Consider the following 19,364-nt stretch of genomic DNA (forward strand, 5'->3'; position numbering starts at 1 on the left):
CTTCATAAAATGCGGACACCTTTTTATTCTCAATGATTGTGAGCATATGGAACTCTTGTGTCCCGCGGGTAACCTGCCTGCGTTAAAAACTGCGATTGATTGCGGTGCCGATGCCGTCTACATTGGTTTCAAAGATGATACCAACGCCCGTCACTTTGCTGGCCTCAACTTTAACGGCAAAAAGTTAGAAAAAGCGGTGCAATACGTTCATGACCGCAATAAAAAAATTCATGTCGCGTTGAATACCTTCGCTCATCCCAATGGCTTCGAGCGCTGGACGAACGCAGTAGACAATGCAGCGGCACTGGGTGTAGACGCGCTGATTGTTGCAGACATTGCAGTGCTGGAGTACGCGGCTCGCAAATATCCCGATCTAGAACTACACCTTTCAGTGCAAGCATCAGCGACCAACGTCGCAGCCATTGATTTTTACAAACAAAACTTCAACGTAAAACGGGTAGTATTACCTCGCGTTTTATCGATTCATCAGGTCAAACAGCTTTCACGCAACATCACTAGCGATGTCGAGTTAGAAGTCTTTGCTTTTGGTAGCCTTTGCATCATGTCTGAAGGTCGCTGCTACCTATCGTCATATATGACAGGCGAGTCTCCAAACACTGTGGGAGCATGCTCTCCAGCTAAGTACGTTCGCTGGCAAGAAACAGAAAATGGTCTGGAATCCCGCCTTAACGACATTTTGATCGATCGCTACAGCGCCGGTGAAAATGCGGGCTACCCTACCTTGTGTAAAGGTCGTTTCGAAGCTGAAATCGAAGGCGAGAAAAAACGCTACCACGCACTGGAAGAACCAACCAGTTTGAACACCCTCTCTATGCTACCAGAACTATTTGCTGCAAATGTGGCGTCTGTAAAAATTGAAGGTCGCCAACGTAGCCCTGCTTACGTAGAACAAGTCACTCGAACATGGCGAGCCGCGATTGACCGTTACCAAGCAAACCCAGAAGCTTACCAAGTCGAAGCGGCTTGGGATGCCGCATTGGCAAACGTGTCTGAAGGTACGCAGACCACACTTGGTGCTTATCACCGCAAATGGCAGTAGAGGTTAAGATGGATAATTCAATGAAATACGCGCTTGGCCCGCTGTTGTACTTCTGGCCAAAACAAGACATCGAAGCGTTTTATGAACAAGCGAAATCAAGCTCCGCGGACATCATCTATCTTGGGGAAACCGTATGTTCAAAACGTCGAGAAATGAAGCCTTCGCATTGGCTTGAAATCGCAAAAGAGCTGTCCGCATCTGGCAAGCAAGTGGTGCTATCAACAATGGCACTACTGGAAGCTCCGAGTGAAGTAAACATAATGAGGAAGTACATCGACAACGGTGACTTCGCGATTGAAGCAAATGACGTATCTGCTGTTCAATTGGCATCAGAGCATAAAGTGCCTTTCGTCGTTGGCCCTGCAATCAATACTTATAACGCACACACGCTCAACTTATTTTTGAAGCAAGGTATGATGCGTTGGTGCATGCCTGTCGAGCTCTCTCGCGAATGGTTAAACGATACTTTGGTTCAGTGTGACGAGCTTGGTATTCGTAACAAGTTTGAAGTTGAGGTATTTAGCCACGGTTATTTGCCTTTAGCGTATTCCGCTCGCTGTTTCACAGCCCGAGCTGAAAACCGAGCGAAAGACGATTGCGAAACCTGCTGTATCAAATACCCTACGGGTATCCAGGTCAGCAGCCAAGAAGGACAAGAAGTCTTTAACCTTAACGGCATTCAGACACAATCAGGGTATTGCTACAACCTCATCAATGACTTACCAAGTATGAAAGGACTGGTTGATGTGATCCGATTAAGCCCTCTTGGTATCGATACTTTTTCAGAGTTAGAGCGTTTTCGCTCAAACGAATACGGCGATAATCCTGAAAAGCTCGAAAGCCGCCAATGCAATGGCTATTGGCATCAACTAGCGGGCTTAGAAGTAAAAAACATTTAATCCCTAAAGAAAAAAGCGAGGTCTACCCTCGCTTTTATCTGTTAGCTTTTGTTAGCAGGCTTGCACCCTTGGTTCGACAGAACTCTCATTAAGCAGCTTTTTCACATCTCGCCACAACATACTGATCACGACCAAACTCAATGCAATGTTAGACAATGGGAAAGCTAACCAAATGCCTGTCACGCCGAAAAGTTTCGGCATAATGAATAAGAATGGCAACTGGACCAGCATGTTGCCTAGTGTTACAAACATGGCTTTGCTGCCTTTGTTTACTGATTGATAGTACGCGGCCGCCACAACTAAAAAACCATCTAAGAACAACGCAAACATGTGTAAACGAATCCCGATCACCGTGCTATCAATCAACTGTTGGTCTGCATTATTAAACACCGCAACCAGTTCGTACGGGAAAAGGTTCATCAAAACAACGAACGCCACCCCGCCAAGCACAGATGTCCCCATCGCGACCTTTAATAACTTTCTAATGTTATCCTGATTACGTGCACCGTGGTTGAAGCTCACTAAAGGCTGCATACCATTCGCAATTCCTTCGGCTATCAGATAGTAAACCGTCACGATGTACCCCAAAATCGCGTACGCTCCGATCAACATTGCACTTCCGTATTGAGCAAATAACGCGTTGTGCAGTGCCACCATCACAGAGCCGTAGGCGTACATAAAGAAACTTGATGTACCTATCATGATAATCTTTGGTGCAGCATCAACCTGAACTTTGAAGTCGCTGATACGAAGGCGTAATGTTGCTTTTGAAGTAAAGAAGTAACCAATACCGAGCACAGTGACCACTAATTGTGCAAGTGCAGTGGCAATAGCGGCTCCGGTTAACTCCCACTCCAACCAAGCAATAAATACGTAGTCTAATGCAATGTTAATAACGGCACCGATGACCATCAAAATCGTTGCTAAGTTCGGGCTGTCGTCATTGCGTAACAGAAACGGAACCGCGATAGAACCCAACGTGAATACGCACGCGACAATCAGAATATGCAAATATTGCAGCGCAAGTTCAAACACTCGCCCTTCCGCACCTTGCCAGCGAATAAATTCATCCGAAAACAAGAACAATATTGTAGCAACGACCGGCATCAATGCCGCTAACAACGTCAATCCGGTCGTTAGGATTCGCTTAGCGCCTTCATGATCGTTCTCTCCTTGCTTGATCGAAGTCAGCGCGCCAGTCCCCACCCCAATCATCATTCCTATACCTAGGATCGAGCCGATAATAGGCCACGCAACATTGATCCCAGCTAATCCGTCAGCGCCAACATAACGGCCAATAAAAATGCCATCAACTATTTGATACAAACCGTTCACGAGCATTGCTGCGACGGTTGGAATCGTATATTTCCAAAACTGTCTATAAATTGAGTTTTGCATGACTGTCACCAGTAGTTAGCAAAGCTAACCATTTAATTAGCAAGACTAACTAAATGGTTAAATTAAATAAAAGAAAAATGAAACACCAAAGGCTAATGCGTACAGCGGAGGCCTTTGGTTTAGTTTAAAATAACTTATTACTCAATGCTTTATTCAGTAAAGCTTGTAACTGCTCAGCTTCTTGCTGATTTAATTGTTGCATCATTTGGTCAGAGATATCTTTGTACACTACCTGCTCCAAAGACATTTTTTCTGCGACTTCTTCCGTAAGCAACACACGCTTAGCACGAGCATCCTCATTACATGCGATGCGTTTCACCAAACCCTTTTTTTCCAAACGCACAACCATTGTCGATGCGGAAGGCTTAGTCACTTGCAGCTCTTCTGCAAGATCGGTTATTCGCACACCCTCAGGGTAAACCTGAATCACACGTAAATAATCGAACTCATTAAAGCTTAGATGTGATAATGGATCTTCTTTGGCATAGACACGCCAAGCTTTGGCGCAAAAACGCTCTAAATCAATCAAGCTTTCTTCTAATGCCATAAAAGCCACCACCACTTAGTTAGCAAGACTAACTATTTTAAATGAGTCACTCATCAAGTTCAATCATAAAAAAAGCCGCTCTCATCGAGCGGCTCTAAATCATTCAATTTCCAGCTTCTTGGCAGCCTTTAACTTGGCCAATCTATCTTGCTGTAATTGATCGTAAATTTGCGCCAGCTCCAAGAAAGAATAGCGATGCTCAACATAATCGTAAACGTTGAACGAAATCGCGAGCTTATAAAGTGAGATGGCACTTGCGATATCACCTTCAAGCTGATTACGCTTTCCAAGGTAGAAATACGTTTCCGTCAATCGTTCAGCTAGACGATAATTCTCTCTCGTTCCATCCATAATTGCTTTAAGTGCGTCTTCGTCCGAGACGTCTCGTAGCATGATGGCAACAAGAACCCATCCCCACTCTTCACTACGATCTCGTAAATAACGCTGTTGAAGATTGGCTTTTGCTTGCTCTGGATTTTGCTCAGCTTCGATGATGTACAGCCATAATGAACGAAAAGGATCCGTTGGCATTTCTTGATAATGCTTGGTCATATCTTCTAAAGCGAGATCGATTCGGCCACCATAATACAGTGCAATCGCACGGTTGCGCTCAGCATAGGTATTATCAGGAGCCAACTCTATGGTCGAGTCAAACGCTTCATATGCCGCATCAAACTCTCCTACTTGGGTAAAGTATACTCCCAAAAGATTGAAGATGTCCGGCTGAGCAGGATTCAACTGCAAAGACTGGTTAAAGTCCAAACGGGCAAGATCACGCAAACCAACGCTGTCGTAGTAGCTACCGCGCTCATAATGCATTTTAGCGCGCACTTCATCACTAAGGTCGGGACGTTGTAGCAACTGCGAGAGACGCGCGATTTGTACTTCTTGTTGAACACTAGGCTGAAGTGGCACCGCCATCGGTGGATATAACCACTTTTGTGCTGATTGTTGAGAAGTATTTGCACAACCGGTCAGCGCGATAGCAACACATAAAATTGCGGTTTGAAACCATTTCACTAATTGATACTCCTGTTTGGACCGCTCAAGATTTGTTTCTCTTAATGCAATATAGGCGATAACCTCGTTTGAGGTTAATACATCGAAACAAACCAAAAAAGGGGAGCGAAAATGCTCCCCTTTTATAACATGCTTTCAGGCCCTTAATCTAATAAAAGGCTGAAAGTCTCATTTTGTCTTACTCGTCTTTAGCAGCCGGTGCTTCAGCAGCAGCTTCTTCAGCTGGCTTTTCTACCGCTTCTTTCATGCTTAGACGTACACGGCCTTGGCGGTCGATTTCAAGAACTTTAACTTGAACTTCTTGACCTTCAGCTAGGTAGTCAGACACTTTCTCTACGCGTTTTTCTGCGATTTGAGAAATGTGTACAAGACCATCTTTGCCTGGAAGAACCGTTACGAATGCACCGAAGTCTGCTAGACGTGCAACTTTACCTGTGTAGATACGGCCCACTTCCACTTCAGCAGTGATCTCTTCGATACGGCGGATAGCTTCTTTCGCAGCAGTGCCTTCAGTTGCCGCAATCTTGATAGTACCGTCGTCTTCGATTTCGATAGTTGTACCAGTCTCTTCAGTTAGAGCACGGATAACTGCACCACCTTTACCGATAACGTCTTTGATCTTCTCAGCGCTGATCTTCATCGTGTGAATACGCGGAGCAAATTCAGAGATGTCTTCACGAGCACCAGAGATTGCTTCATCCATTACAGATAGGATGTGCTTACGTGCGCCTTGAGCTTGGTTAAGCGCAATTTGCATGATTTCTTTAGTGATGCCTTCGATCTTGATGTCCATTTGAAGTGCAGTGATACCAGTGTTAGTACCTGCTACTTTAAAGTCCATGTCACCTAGGTGGTCTTCATCGCCAAGGATGTCAGAAAGTACAACGAAATCGTCACCTTCTTTAACAAGACCCATTGCGATACCAGCAACAGATGCTTTGATTGGCACACCTGCGTCCATAAGTGCAAGAGAAGTACCACATACTGAAGCCATTGAAGATGAACCGTTAGATTCAGTGATTTCCGATACAACACGTACTGTGTATGGGAACTCATCAACAGAAGGCATTACTGCAGCAATACCACGCTTCGCCAGTTTACCGTGGCCGATTTCACGACGCTTAGGAGAACCTACAAAACCAGTTTCACCTACACAGTATGGAGGGAAGTTGTAGTGCAGTAGGAAGTGATCTTTACGCTCACCAGTTAGCTCATCGATGATTTGAGCATCACGCTGAGTACCTAGCGTTGCAGTAACAATCGCCTGAGTTTCACCACGAGTGAATAGCGCGCTACCGTGAGTACGAGGAAGAACACCAGTACGTACATCTAGTGCACGAACCATGTCTTTTTCACGGCCATCGATACGAGGGTTACCTGCAATAATACGGCTACGTACTACTGTCTTCTCTAGATCATGGAAGATAGTATGGATTTCTTTTGTGTCTGCTTCAGGATCTTCAGCAAGAAGAACTTCATTTACTTCCGCAGCGATCTCGTGGATGCGGTCGTAACGAGCCATTTTCTCAGTAATTTGGTAAGCCTCAACAAGTTTAGCTTCTGCTAGATCAGCAATCTTATTTTTAAGCGCTGTGTTCTCTTCAGGAGCAACCCAATCCCAAGCAGGAGTTGCAACTTCTGCTTTGAATTCGTTGATAGCTTGAATAGCAACTTGTTGTTGGTCATGACCATAAACAACCGCCGCTAGCATTTCTTCTTCAGTTAGGTTGTCCGCTTCTGACTCAACCATCAGCACTGCTGACTCTGTACCTGCAACAACAAGGTCAAGCTTAGAAGTTTCTAGTTCAGTTTGGCTAGGGTTAAGTACAAGCTGACCATCGATATGACCAACACGCGCCGCACCGATAGGGCCGTTGAATGGAATGCCAGAGATAGCAAGAGCAGCAGAAGTACCGATCATTGTAACGATATCTGGCTGAACATCTGGGTTTACAGACATTACTGTCGCGATAACCTGAACTTCGTTTTTAAACGCGTCTGGGAATAGCGGACGGATTGGACGGTCGATTAGACGAGCTGTTAGCGTTTCGCCTTCAGAAGGACGACCTTCACGTTTGAAGAAGCCGCCTGGGATTTTACCCGCAGCGTAAGTACGCTCTTGGTAGTTAACCGTTAGGGGGAAGAAGTCTTGACCTGCAACGGCTTCTTTTTTACCTACAACAGATACGAATACAGACGTATCATCCATTGTGACCATAACTGCTGCTGTAGCTTGACGTGCAATAACGCCAGTTTCTAAAGTAACTGTGTGGTTACCGTACTGGAACGTTTTAACAACTGGTTTTTCGAACATTGTTATTCCTTGTTTCTAATCTTCCTTTAGTGCTTAAAGAAATCTTAGATGTGTTAATTGACACTCAAGGCATTACGAATCGCGACTAGTAAAAAGAAACTCGGAAATTCCTTTTGAATAGTCGCGACCTTTTGGTCGACGTGGTTGACTGTAATGCTATGAGCTTTTGAGAAAACCTCTTACAAGGTTTAGCCGCCAGTATTATAACGGCATAAGTCTAATTTGGCTAAATTTAGGCAACAAAAAAGGGGCATAAAGCCCCTTTTTAGACAAACTGCTATGCAGTCGCTGATTAGCGACGTAGGCCTAGACGTTTGATTAGGTCTTGGTAGCGAGCTAGGTTTTTACCTTTTAGGTAATCTAGAAGCTTACGACGACGAGAAACCATGCGTAGAAGACCACGACGGCTGTGGTGATCGCCTTTGTGCGCTTTGAAGTGACCTTGTAGGTGGTTGATAGAAGCTGTAAGTAGAGCTACTTGAACTTCTGGTGAACCAGTGTCGCCTTCGCCTTGTGCGTATTCTGCAACGATTGCTGCTTTAGTTTCTGCATTCAGAGACATAATTCTCTCCTAATAAGAGTAGGTTTAAAGTTGTAGCAGCCAATCTCTGATTCAGCCGCTACGCGAAGCGCGGATTATAGGGAAATTTCCTATCTCGTGCAATATAAAAATACCGACACTCAGGTCGGTATTTTCAATCATTTACTTGGATGCAACGTCATCTCGGAACACGACCAATCGCTTAGGAGCGATTTTGCCATCTTCGTTCATTTCGCCAACGCCAATAAATAAGCGTTCTTCACCCATAGTAAGGCGAAGTGAGCCCTCTGTCGGAGCACCAAATACTTGAACGGGCTGCCCATGTTGGACCATATCCGCCAGTTCAGGCACCAAGTTGACTTCTGGTAAGTCTTCTACCGCTGTATCCATTGGCAAAAGTAGCGGGTCCAGTAGTTCTCGAGGCGCTCGTTCCTCGCGGTGAGCTTGCTCTAGCAACTCATTTAGTTGCTCAAGTGTTACCATATTCTCGTAAGGGTATTTAGCCACACCAGTACGACGAAGCATAGTTACGTGCGCACCACAACCTAACATTTCGCCCAGATCATCAACGATAGTACGAATATAGGTACCTTTAGAGCAGTGCACTTCCATCTCTACTTCATCGCCTTCAAAACGGTGAAGAACAATCTCATATACCGTGATCTTACGAGATTCACGCGGAACTTCGATGCCTTTACGAGCGTATTCATACAAGGGTTTACCTTGATACTTCAACGCAGAGAACATGGAAGGCACTTGATCAGATTCACCACGGAACTGATCGATGCACGCTTCTAGCTTGTCTAACGTAACATCGACTGGACGCGTCTCTACAACTTCACCATCCGAGTCAGACGTATTGGTACGTTCACCCAGCTTTGCGATCACACGGTAGCGTTTATCAGAATCAAGAAGAAACTGAGAAAATTTTGTCGCTTCACCCAAGCAAATTGGCAGCATGCCTGTCGCTAATGGGTCCAAGGCTCCAGTGTGGCCTGCTTTCTCAGCAAAGTAGATTCGCTTTACTTTTTGCAGTGCATCATTGGAAGAGATACCTGTTGGTTTGTCCAACAGTATAACGCCATTAATTGGACGACCTTTACGACGACGAGCCATTATTCTTCGTCCTCACGACCAGAATCTTTTTGCTTTTGTTTGTCTGAACTAACGACTTCAGACACTAGGTTAGACATACGCATACCTTCAACAAGCGTATTGTCATAGTGGAAGCGGATTTCTGGCGTTAAACGTAGACGAATACGCTTACCTAACATCATGCGAATGTGCACTTCGTGCTCACGTAGCGCTGCTAGACATGATTCAGGTGTTTGCTCACCCACACACAGGAAGGTCACAAATACTTTTGCGTAAGCTAGGTCACGAGAGACTTCTACGTCTGAGATCGTCACCATGCCAAGGCGAGAGTCACGAACTTCACGTTGAAGGATCATCGCTAGTTCTTTTTGCAGCTGCTGTGCAACGCGCTGCGTGCGGCTAAATTCTTTTGACATATCTTTACTCTTATATAGAAAGAATGGGGGGTTGGTCAAAGCCAGCCCCCCCATGGTGTATTCAACAACCAATTACTACTTATCTTTCAAAGACAATATTAGTAATTTTAGTCAATTAGTCTAGAGTACGTTTAATTTCAACGATTTCGAAGACTTCGATTTGGTCACCAACGCGAACATCATTGTAGTTCTTAACGCCGATACCACATTCGTAGCCATTCTTAACTTCTTGAACGTCATCTTTGAAACGACGTAGTGACTCTAGTTCACCTTCGTAAATAACAACGTTATCACGTAGTACACGGATTGGGTTGTTACGCTTGATCACACCTTCTGTAACCATACAACCAGCGATAGCGCCCAGTTTCGGTGACTTAAACACGTCACGAACTTCAGCAAGACCAATGATCTCTTGCTTGAATTCTGGAGCAAGCATACCGCCCATTGCTTGTTTCACTTCGTCAATCAATTGGTAAATGATTGAGTAGTAACGTAAGTCAACAGCTGCGGCTTCAACAGCACGACGAGCAGAAGCATCTGCACGAACGTTAAAGCCAAGGATGATTGCGTTTGAAGCTTCCGCTAGTACTACGTCAGTTTCCGTAATACCACCAACACCAGAACCAACGATGTTCACTTTAACTTCGTCAGTAGATAGCTTAACTAGTGAGTCTGCGATTGCTTCTACAGAACCTTGAACGTCTGCTTTAAGTACAACGTTAAGTTCAGCAACTTCACCAGCAGTCATGTTAGAGAACATGTTCTCTAGTTTAGATTTCTGCTGACGAGCAAGTTTCACTTCACGGAACTTACCAGCACGGTAGTTAGCTACTTCACGCGCTTTACGCTCGTCACGAACTACTGTTGCTTCATCACCTGAAGATGGTACACCTGAAAGACCTAGGATCTCTACAGGGATAGATGGGCCAGCCGAAGTAATTTCTTTGCCTAGCTCATCACGCATTGCACGAACACGGCCGTATTCTTGACCACAAAGAACGATGTCGCCTTTGTTTAGTGTACCTGATTGAACAAGTACTGTTGCAACTGGACCACGACCTTTATCTAGGCGAGATTCAACAACAACACCAGATGCCATGCCTTCAGCTACAGCTGTAAGTTCAAGAACTTCAGACTGAAGAAGGATTGCTTCTAGAAGACCATCGATGTTTGTACCCTGTTTAGCAGAGATGTGAACGAACATGTTCTCACCGCCCCACTCTTCAGGAATAACGTCGTATTGAGCAAGCTCGTTCTTAACGTTATCTGGGTTCGCGTCTTCTTTATCGATCTTGTTCACAGCAACAATTAGAGGAACGCCTGCCGCTTTCGCGTGCTGAATCGCTTCTACTGTTTGTGGCATTACGCCATCGTCTGCTGCAACTACAAGAACAACGATATCTGTTGCTTGAGCACCACGAGCACGCATTGCAGTAAACGCTGCGTGTCCAGGAGTATCAAGGAACGTGATCATGCCGTTGTCTGTTTCAACGTGGTACGCACCAATGTGCTGAGTAATACCACCCGCTTCGCCAGAAGCAACGTGTGTGCGACGGATGTAGTCAAGTGTTGACGTTTTACCGTGGTCAACGTGACCCATGATAGTAACAACTGGAGCACGTGGAACTGCTTCCGCGTTAGTGTCACGGTCAGATAGTACCGCTTCTTCCAGTTCGTTCTCTTTACGAAGAACTACTTTATGGCCCATTTCTTCAGCAACAAGTTGTGCTGTTTCTTGGTCGATCACTTGGTTGATAGTCGCCATAGCGCCCATCTTCATCATTACTTTGATAACTTCTGTCGCTTTAACCGACATCTTGTTAGCAAGTTCTGATAGAACGATCGTTTCGCCAATTACAACGTCTTGCTTAGCAACCGTTGCTGACTTATCAAACCCGTGCTGCATTGAAGTCGGCTTAGCAAGTTTGCCCTTACGACCTCTACCGCCACGTTGGTTGTTACGGCCACCGCGAGCTTGGTCGTCTTTACCCGAAGCTGCTTTTTTCTTCTTACGACGACCGCCTTCTACTTTGCGATCTGCTTCATCTTCGGCTTCACGTGCGTATTGTGAAGTCGTTACATGGTAATCTGTATCTTCCATATCACCCTTTTTCTCTTCTGCAGCAGACCAACGCTCTTTATTCTTTTCAGCCAATTCGCGAGCTTCTTCAAGCTTGCGCTGACTTTCCTCTTCAGCCTTACGCTTAGCTTCTTCTTCCTGACGACGTTTAAGCTCGTCGGCCTCTTTTCGCGCTGCTTCTTGCTTAATTTTCTCTTCAGCATCACGCTTTGCTTTTTCTTCAGCATTACGTTGTGCATTCGTATCTACGTCTCGCTTCGCTTTTTCTTCAGCTTCACGTTTCGCTTTTTCTTCCGCTTCACGTTTTGCAGCTTCTTCAGCTTCACGTTTTGCAGCTTCTTCAGCTTCACGTTTTGCAGCTTCTTCTGCTGCACGTTTTGCTGCTTCTTCTGCTTCACGTTGTGCTGCTTCTTCAGCTTCACGTTTCGCTTCATCTTCAATTGTGCTGCGCTTCACGTATGTACGTTTTTTGCGCACCTCAACCTGAACATTCTTACTCTTACCACCACCCGCGTTCACACTAAGTGTACTACGAGTTTTACGCTGAAGCGTAAGGCGAGTCGGCTCTGAATCACCTGATTTATCACCGTGTTCTTTCTTTAAATGAGAGAGAAGCTTCTGCTTCTCTTCATCAGTAACATTGTCAGAGCTCGCCTTTTTAATGCCAGCGTCAGCAAGTTGTTCAATCAAGCGGTCGACTGGCGTACCAATCTCATCACTCAGTGCTTTAACTGTTAATTGTGTCATGCCGCTTCCTCCTTGCCGAAAATTATGCTTCTTCGCCGAACCAACAGATGTTACGTGCGGCCATAATTAGCTCACCTGCACGTTCTTCGGTCAGGCCTTCGATACCTTCTAAATCGTCAATACCTTGGTCAGCAAGATCTTCCAGTGTCGCTACACCTTTCGCTGCCAATTTAAATGCCATCTCACGCTCAAGACCTTCAAGTGCAAGTAGGTCCTCAGCTGGTTCTAGACCTTCAAAAGACTCTTCTTGTGCTAGTGCGATAGTCGTTAGTGCATCTTTTGCACGTCCACGAAGCTCTTCGATTAGTTCTTCATTCAAACCATCGATTTCTAGTAGCTCGTTAACTGGCACGTATGCGATTTCTTCTAGCGTTGAGAAACCTTCTTCAACAAGAAGTTGAGCGAAGTCTTCTTCAATATCTAGGTACTTCATGAAGTTTTCAATAGATGCTTGTGATTCTTCAGCGTGTTTCTTCTGAAGATCAGCAACTGTCATAACATTCAGTTCCCAACCGGTTAGTTGAGATGCTAGACGCACGTTTTGACCGTTACGACCAATAGCTTGCGCTAGGTTGTCAGCTTCAACTGCGATGTCCATTGAGTGTGCATCCTCATCAACGATGATAGAAGCAACATCAGCTGGCGCCATTGCGTTGATAACGAATTGAGCTGGGTTATCATCCCAAAGAACGATATCGATACGCTCACCACCAAGTTCGCCAGAAACAGCTTGTACACGTGCACCACGCATACCAACACACGCACCTACAGGGTCGATACGTTTGTCATTTGTTTTGACAGCGATCTTAGCGCGAGAACCAGGATCACGTGCTGCGCCTTTCAGCTCGATAATATCTTCTGCGATTTCAGGCACTTCAACACGGAACAGTTCTGCCAACATTTCTGGCTTAGAACGAGTGATGAACAATTGGAAACCACGTGCTTCAGGCGCGACTTTGTAAAGAAGGCCACGTACGCGGTCGCCTGGACGGAAGTTTTCACGAGGAAGTTGGTCATCACGCAGGATTACCGCTTCAGCGTTATTACCAAGATCAAGCACGATTGTGTCACGGTTTACTTTTTTCACGACACCAGTGATTAGATCACCTTCATTATCGATGAACTGTTCAACGATTTGTGCGCGCTCAGCTTCACGAACTTTTTGAACGATAACTTGCTTAGCAGTTTGAGTCGTAATACGGTCAAACGTTACTGATTCGATTTCGTCTTCTACGTAGTCGCCAAGCTCGATTGAGTCATCTTCGTATTGCGCTGCTTCTAGTGAGATCTCTTTTGTAGGGTTCTCAACGTCATCAACAACTAACCAACGGCGGTAAGTTACAAACTCACCGGTTTTACGGTCAATGGCAACACGTACGTCGATTTCGATTTCGTATTTTTTCTTTGTAGAAGTTGCTAGAGCAATCTCAAGAGCCTCAAAGATACGCTCACGAGGTACCGCTTTTTCGTTCGATACCGCTTCTGCTACCGCTAAAATTTCTTTACTCATTGTATTTAGCCTCTAAGCTTAAACTTTTTTAGGGAACTAAAATTTAGGGATCAGGTTAGCTTTGGAAATGTTACTTAGAGCAAACTCTTCTTGCTGACCGTCTACAGTAATTGTCACTGTTTCGCCATCAACACCGTGGATAATACCTTTCCACTTACGACGGTTTGCTACAGCCATTTTCAATACGATGCTGACCTCGTGACCAATAAATTGCTCGTAATGTGCTGCTTTAAAAAGTGGTCTTTCTAAACCTGGAGAAGACACTTCTAGGCTGTAAGCAACAGAAATTGGATCTTCAACGTCTAAAACTGCACTAACTTGGTGGCTAACTTCTGCACAGTCGTCTACGTTAATACCATTTTCATGGTCAATGTAGATACGTAACGTTGAGTGCGCGCCTGCACGAATGAATTCTAATCCAACTAACTCATAACCTGATGCCGCTACTGGCGCGTCAAGCATTTCAGTAAGTTGTCTTTCTAAACCAGTCATTTAACCACTCCAGAAACAAAAAAAGGGCTCAGAGCCCAATCAAAAAACCAAGCAGTATCTGAGCTATTTCAAAAAGCTCAGATAACAAAAAACCCCGATAGTCGGGGTTTTATGCTGCTGGACCCTGATACGTTAAGAATAGCCAACAATTGCTTTTCTTAACTCGTAGTGTGGTTAGCACTACGCAAACTTGCCAATCTACGATTTCCTTTTAAAGAAAGAGATTGGTTGCGGGGGCCGGATTTGAACCGACGACCTTCGGGTTATGAGCCCGACGAGCTACCAAGCTGCTCCACCCCGCGTCCGACTTGCTGAGCATTATACTCGCAAACAAGTGATTTACAAGTTTGTAAATACATGGTGCCGAGAGAGGGACTCGAACCCTCACACCTAAGGCACTAGCACCTCATGCTAGCGTGTCTACCAATTTCACCATCTCGGCATCAAAACCTTACAGCTTATTGAGGAATTTCATCACCCGCAGGGGCAGGAACTTCACTCGCTGCATCCTTAACTTGTTCGACAACTGGTTGACCTAACGTTGGGTCTACCCATTGTGATTCAGTCTGGTGCGTAGACATACGACCAAGTAACAAGCTAACGATAAAGAATACGGTTGCTAAAATAGCAGTTGTTCGGGTTAAGAAATTACCTGAGCCGCCAGCACCAAACACTGTGTTTGAAGCACCAGCACCGAACGAGGCTCCCATATCTGCGCCTTTACCTTGTTGAATCAACACAAGGCCAATCACACCAAGCGCTGCCAACAGGTAAATCACAAGTAGAACTGAAAACATTTTTTCCACCTATGTTCCAAATTGTTGAGCCAGCGCCGTTCAAAAGAACAAATCATAATGAACAAGGCTAGCGACCTCCTAACGGGAGGCGGAGCAATACTAGCGAAAGCCAGTAACGCTGACAAGGGAAAATTAGTAAAAAATCAATGCCAATGCGTTAAGCGCTCAAAAAAAGGGCAAAAGATGCCCTTTTCATTCAAGACATGCTTTAACGCAATGATTAACAACTTGCTTTAACAGCCTCAGCGATTTTCAATGCTGAGTGTTGAACTAGTTCACCATCTTCGCCTTCCACCATAACGCGGATCAAAGGCTCAGTGCCAGACTTACGCAGCAGTACACGCCCTTTATCACCAAGTGTCGCCTCTACTTCAGCGACAGCGTTTAATACAGCTGTAGCTTCAAGAGGGTTACTTTCTCCTGAGAAACGGACATTTTCTAAAACCTGAGGATATAATGTCATTCCTTGCGATAGTTCATATAAAGACATATCGCTGCCAATTACAGAAGCAAGTACTTGAAGTGCAGCAACAATCGCATCGCCGGTTGTGACTTTATCTAATAAGATCACATGGCCTGAGTTTTCAGCACCAATTTTCCAACCTTTTTCTAGCAGTTGCTCCATGACATAACGGTCACCAACAGCAGCACGTACAAACGGAATGCCTAGCTGCTTTAAACCATTTTCCATACCCAAGTTAGTCATTAGTGTACCAACAACACCACCCTTTAGCTCACCACGACGAAGTGCATCACGAGCGATGATATAAGCAATTTGGTCACCATCAACTTTGTTACCTAGGTGGTCGACCATAATGATGCGGTCACCATCACCATCAAATGCGAGACCAAGATGCGCTTGCTCTTCAACAACACGCTGTTGAAGAGCTCGTACGTCTGTTGCGCCCACTTTTTCATTAATGTTGATGCCGTTAGGCTCTACGCCCATAGCGATAACTTCTGCCCCAAGTTCTTTGAAAACATTTGGAGCGATGTGGTACGTTGCACCGTGCGCACAGTCTACTACGATCTTAAAGTTCGCAAGGCTCAACTCAGATGGGAAAGTACTCTTACAGAATTCGATGTAACGACCAGCTGCATCATTTAGGCGGGTTGCTTTACCAAGCTCAGCAGACTCCACACATTCAATTTCTTTATCTAACTCAGCTTCGATCGCCAATTCGATATCGTCAGGTAGCTTAGTACCCTCAGAAGAAAAGAATTTAATGCCGTTGTCGTAATATGGGTTATGTGATGCAGAAATCACAATACCAGCCTCGGCACGGAAAGTCTGAGTTAAATATGCCACAGCTGGAGTTGGCATGGGACCAGTAAATGTTGCTTTAAGTCCCGCAGCTGCAAGGCCAGCCTCTAGTGCAGATTCAAGCATATAACCTGAAATACGTGTATCTTTACCTATGATAACTTTCTTTGTGCCTTGTTTCGCTAGTACACGACCAGCAGCCCAGCCAAGCTTAAGTACGAAGTCTGGAGTGATTGGGTATTGTCCTACTTTACCGCGCACACCGTCAGTACCAAAGTAACGTCTTTCATTCGACATAAACTTTCCTTTATTATTTTTAAATATTGTTTTTCGTCATCTCAACAACTTTCATTGCTTCGATTGTCTCTTCAAAGTCATGCACGCGAATGATCTGCGCGCCTTTCATCGCGGCAATCGTAGCACAAACAACACTTGCGTTCGTACACTCTGCTGCTGGCTTGTCTAACAGTTTGAAGATCATGGATTTACGAGACATGCCAGCCAAAATAGGCAGGCCGAATTCATGAAACTTTTCAAGATGAGCAAGCATATGATAATTGTGTTCGATTGTTTTGCCAAAGCCAAACCCAGGATCGAGAATCAGTTGAGATTTATCAATCCCTGCAGCTTCACACGCCGCGATACGTTCTTCTAGAAAAGCCGACACGTCCCCCATTAAATCATCATAATGAGGGTCAACTTGCATGGTCCTAGGTTGACCTTTCATATGCATCAGACAAATTGGAAGGTTTGCTTCTGCTGCGACTTCCAGAGCGCCTGGCTCTTGCAGCGAACGGATGTCATTGATCAAATCAGCCCCAGCATCAATTGCTTGACGCATCACTTCTGCTTTACTGGTGTCAACGGAAATCCACACATCATACTTTTCACGAATGGCTTTGATTACTGGGACAACACGCCTAAGCTCTTCTTCCAAAGACACATCCGGTGCACCAGGCCTTGTCGATTCACCACCAACATCAACAATACTTACACCAGCCTTTATCATTTTATCAACTTGAGCAAGAGCAAGTTCAATTGAGTTGTATTTACCGCCATCCGAAAAGGAATCCGGTGTCACATTTAGAATGGCCATGACATGTGGACGCGAAAGGTCCAAAGATTTGTTATTTGCTGTAATCATCATCATAAACACAAAAACCCCGAGATAACTCGGGGTTTAATATTATCGATACTCTTTATTCAGAGTCTTTCTTTTCAGGCGCTTCGTTAGAAGTTGTTTCAGAAGAGCTAGGCTGTTCTACATCTTTCGCAGTCTCCGTTGCTTCTTCTTTAACTTCTTGCTTTGCTTGAGGCTTGTCGCTGTCTTCTGGTTTGCTTGCTGAGTTATCACTCCAGCCCGCAGGCTCACGAATTTCAGCTTTGCGCTCCATTAAGTCATCAATCTGGCGAGCATCAATGGTTTCATACTTCATCAGCGCATCTTTCATCGCATGCATGATATCCATGTTCTCTTGAAGAATCTTCTTCGCACGATCGTAGTTGCGGTCAATGATCTGACGAACTTCGTCATCAATCAACTTCGCTGTATCGTCAGACACATGTTTAGTCTGAGTTACACTACGCCCTAAGAACACTTCGCCTTCATCTTCTGCATACAGCAGAGGGCCAAGCTTTTCAGAGAAACCCCATTGAGTAACCATCTTACGAGCAATATCTGTTGCGCGCTCGATATCATTAGAAGCACCGGTTGATACTTTGTCAGCACCGTAGATAAGTTCTTCTGCTAAACGACCACCGTACAAGCTAGAAATCATTGACTCTAGGTGTTGGCGAGACATACTCACGCGGTCCTGCTCTGGAAGGTACATTGTTACACCCAACGCACGACCACGTGGAATGATAGACACTTTGTACACTGGATCGTGTTCAGGAACCAAGCGACCAACAATCGCGTGACCCGCTTCGTGGTATGCTGTTGACTCTTTCACTTCCTCAGACATCACCATTGAACGGCGCTCAGCACCCATCATGATTTTGTCTTTCGCCAGTTCAAACTCAACCATAGAAACGTTGCGCTTGTTACCGCGCGCAGCAAACAGTGCAGCTTCGTTAACTAAGTTTGCTAGGTCAGCACCAGAGAAGCCTGGAGTACCACGTGCGATGAGAGAAGGCTCTACATCACCCGCTAGAGGGACCTTACGCATGTGAACTTTTAGGATCTGTTCACGGCCACGTACATCTGGAAGACCAACTACCACTTGACGGTCAAAACGACCAGGACGCAGTAGCGCAGGGTCTAGCACGTCCGGACGGTTAGTCGCAGCGATAACGATAATACCTTCGTTACCTTCGAAACCATCCATCTCAACGAGCATTTGGTTTAGTGTTTGTTCACGTTCATCATGACCACCACCAACACCTGCGCCACGTTGACGACCTACCGCATCGATCTCATCGATAAAGATGATACAAGGTGCAGCTTTCTTTGCTTGTTCAAACATGTCACGCACACGAGATGCACCAACACCAACGAACATTTCTACGAAATCAGAACCAGAGATAGTAAAGAATGGTACTTTCGCCTCACCGGCAATGGCTTTCGCTAGAAGCGTTTTACCCGTACCAGGAGGACCAACCATTAGAACACCCGTTGGAATCTTACCGCCCAGTTTTTGGAAGCGGCTTGGATCGCGTAGGTAGTCCACCAGTTCTTTCACGTCTTCTTTTGCTTCGTCACAACCAGCAACGTCAGCAAAAGTTGTCTTGATTTGTTCTTCGCTCATCATTCGAGCTTTACTCTTACCAAAAGACATGGCGCCTTTACCACCGCCGCCTTGCATTTGACGCATGAAGAAAATCCATACACCAATTAGTAAGATCATTGGGAACCAAGAGATGAAGATAGTACCAAGCAAGCTTTGCTCTTCTGGAGGCGTGCCTTGTACTTTCACGTTTTGGTTAATTAGGTCATCTAGAAGCTTTTGGTCATACACTGGCATGTAAGTGACCATTTTGGCACCGCCGCCACGACGAACAAAGCTAATTTCACCGTCTTTAAAAGTTGCTTCTTGAATCTGGCCTTGGCCAACTTCCTGTACAAACGTGGTGTAATCCACGGTTCTGCCATTGCTTTCTCCAGGGCCAAAGCTCTGGAATACCGACATCAATACGACGGCGATAACAAGCCACAGAATTAAATTTTTTGCCATGTCACTCAAGG

The 19,364-nt window shown here is 45.3% G+C and carries 16 protein-coding genes and 2 tRNA genes; 2 read left to right on the forward strand and 16 right to left on the reverse strand.

Annotation, left to right across the window (positions count from 1 at the left end; all coding sequences use genetic code 11):
• The first annotated feature begins 46 nt into the window (after nt 1-46).
• Both KI742_RS12695 and KI742_RS12700 read left to right on the forward strand, forming a co-directional pair.
• A complete protein-coding gene (locus KI742_RS12695) occupies nt 47-1,060 on the forward strand; it encodes a peptidase U32 family protein (protein ID WP_005386427.1) in 1,014 nt (337 codons plus the stop codon).
• A 20-nt stretch (nt 1,061-1,080) separates the two neighbouring features.
• Nucleotides 1,081-1,959, forward strand: coding sequence for a U32 family peptidase (locus KI742_RS12700; RefSeq protein WP_031781039.1), 879 nt, complete (start codon nt 1,081-1,083; stop codon nt 1,957-1,959).
• Between the two features lie 51 nt (nt 1,960-2,010).
• On the opposite strand, the gene KI742_RS12705 is transcribed toward KI742_RS12700, so the two are convergent.
• The 16 genes from KI742_RS12705 to ftsH form a co-directional block, all read right to left on the reverse strand.
• On the reverse strand, nt 2,011-3,357 hold the full coding sequence (locus KI742_RS12705) for an MATE family efflux transporter (RefSeq protein ID WP_005386425.1): 1,347 nt from the start codon (nt 3,355-3,357) through the stop codon (nt 2,011-2,013).
• A gap of 124 nt (nt 3,358-3,481) precedes the next feature.
• A complete protein-coding gene (locus KI742_RS12710; RefSeq protein ID WP_213973341.1) occupies nt 3,482-3,904 on the reverse strand; it encodes a MarR family winged helix-turn-helix transcriptional regulator in 423 nt (140 codons plus the stop codon).
• 99 nt (nt 3,905-4,003) lie between these two features.
• Nucleotides 4,004-4,924 carry a lipoprotein NlpI gene (nlpI, locus tag KI742_RS12715; RefSeq protein ID WP_005380101.1) on the reverse strand — a complete coding sequence of 307 codons (921 nt, stop codon included), beginning with the start codon at nt 4,922-4,924 and terminating at the stop codon, nt 4,004-4,006.
• Between the two features lie 178 nt (nt 4,925-5,102).
• The gene (gene pnp, locus KI742_RS12720) at nt 5,103-7,238 is read right to left on the reverse strand and encodes a polyribonucleotide nucleotidyltransferase (protein WP_005380098.1); all 2,136 of its coding nucleotides are present in this window, start codon (nt 7,236-7,238) and stop codon (nt 5,103-5,105) included.
• 292 nt (nt 7,239-7,530) lie between these two features.
• The gene (rpsO, locus tag KI742_RS12725) at nt 7,531-7,800 is read right to left on the reverse strand and encodes a 30S ribosomal protein S15 (RefSeq protein WP_005380094.1); all 270 of its coding nucleotides are present in this window, start codon (nt 7,798-7,800) and stop codon (nt 7,531-7,533) included.
• Between the two features lie 141 nt (nt 7,801-7,941).
• Nucleotides 7,942-8,895, reverse strand: coding sequence for a tRNA pseudouridine(55) synthase TruB (truB, locus tag KI742_RS12730; RefSeq protein ID WP_017820421.1), 954 nt, complete (start codon nt 8,893-8,895; stop codon nt 7,942-7,944).
• On the reverse strand, nt 8,895-9,290 hold the full coding sequence (gene rbfA, locus KI742_RS12735; protein WP_005380087.1) for a 30S ribosome-binding factor RbfA: 396 nt from the start codon (nt 9,288-9,290) through the stop codon (nt 8,895-8,897). The genes truB and rbfA overlap by 1 nt, the downstream gene beginning before the upstream one ends.
• A 115-nt stretch (nt 9,291-9,405) precedes the next feature.
• Entirely contained in the window at nt 9,406-12,117 is a 2,712-nt protein-coding gene (gene infB / locus KI742_RS12740) for a translation initiation factor IF-2 (protein WP_005380086.1), read from the reverse strand.
• Between the two features lie 22 nt (nt 12,118-12,139).
• A complete protein-coding gene (gene nusA / locus KI742_RS12745) occupies nt 12,140-13,627 on the reverse strand; it encodes a transcription termination factor NusA (protein WP_005380084.1) in 1,488 nt (495 codons plus the stop codon).
• Between the two features lie 36 nt (nt 13,628-13,663).
• Nucleotides 13,664-14,119 carry a ribosome maturation factor RimP gene (rimP, locus tag KI742_RS12750; RefSeq protein WP_005386424.1) on the reverse strand — a complete coding sequence of 152 codons (456 nt, stop codon included), beginning with the start codon at nt 14,117-14,119 and terminating at the stop codon, nt 13,664-13,666.
• Between the two features lie 225 nt (nt 14,120-14,344).
• Nucleotides 14,345-14,421: transfer RNA gene (locus tag KI742_RS12755), tRNA-Met, on the reverse strand.
• 56 nt (nt 14,422-14,477) lie between these two features.
• A tRNA-Leu gene (locus KI742_RS12760) sits at nt 14,478-14,561 on the reverse strand.
• 16 nt (nt 14,562-14,577) lie between these two features.
• Nucleotides 14,578-14,916, reverse strand: a complete 339-nt coding sequence (gene secG, locus KI742_RS12765; RefSeq protein ID WP_005380080.1) for a preprotein translocase subunit SecG — start codon at nt 14,914-14,916, stop codon at nt 14,578-14,580.
• A 220-nt stretch (nt 14,917-15,136) separates the two neighbouring features.
• Nucleotides 15,137-16,477 carry a phosphoglucosamine mutase gene (glmM, locus tag KI742_RS12770; protein WP_005388992.1) on the reverse strand — a complete coding sequence of 447 codons (1,341 nt, stop codon included), beginning with the start codon at nt 16,475-16,477 and terminating at the stop codon, nt 15,137-15,139.
• Nucleotides 16,478-16,496: 19 nt separating this feature from the next.
• The gene (gene folP / locus KI742_RS12775; protein WP_017820419.1) at nt 16,497-17,327 is read right to left on the reverse strand and encodes a dihydropteroate synthase; all 831 of its coding nucleotides are present in this window, start codon (nt 17,325-17,327) and stop codon (nt 16,497-16,499) included.
• Between the two features lie 52 nt (nt 17,328-17,379).
• Nucleotides 17,380-19,353 carry an ATP-dependent zinc metalloprotease FtsH gene (gene ftsH, locus KI742_RS12780; protein ID WP_031781272.1) on the reverse strand — a complete coding sequence of 658 codons (1,974 nt, stop codon included), beginning with the start codon at nt 19,351-19,353 and terminating at the stop codon, nt 17,380-17,382.
• Nucleotides 19,354-19,364 lie beyond the last annotated feature (11 nt).

It is taken from the genome of Vibrio sp. D417a (assembly GCF_030248595.1).
GTDB lineage: Bacteria > Pseudomonadota > Gammaproteobacteria > Enterobacterales > Vibrionaceae > Vibrio > Vibrio alginolyticus.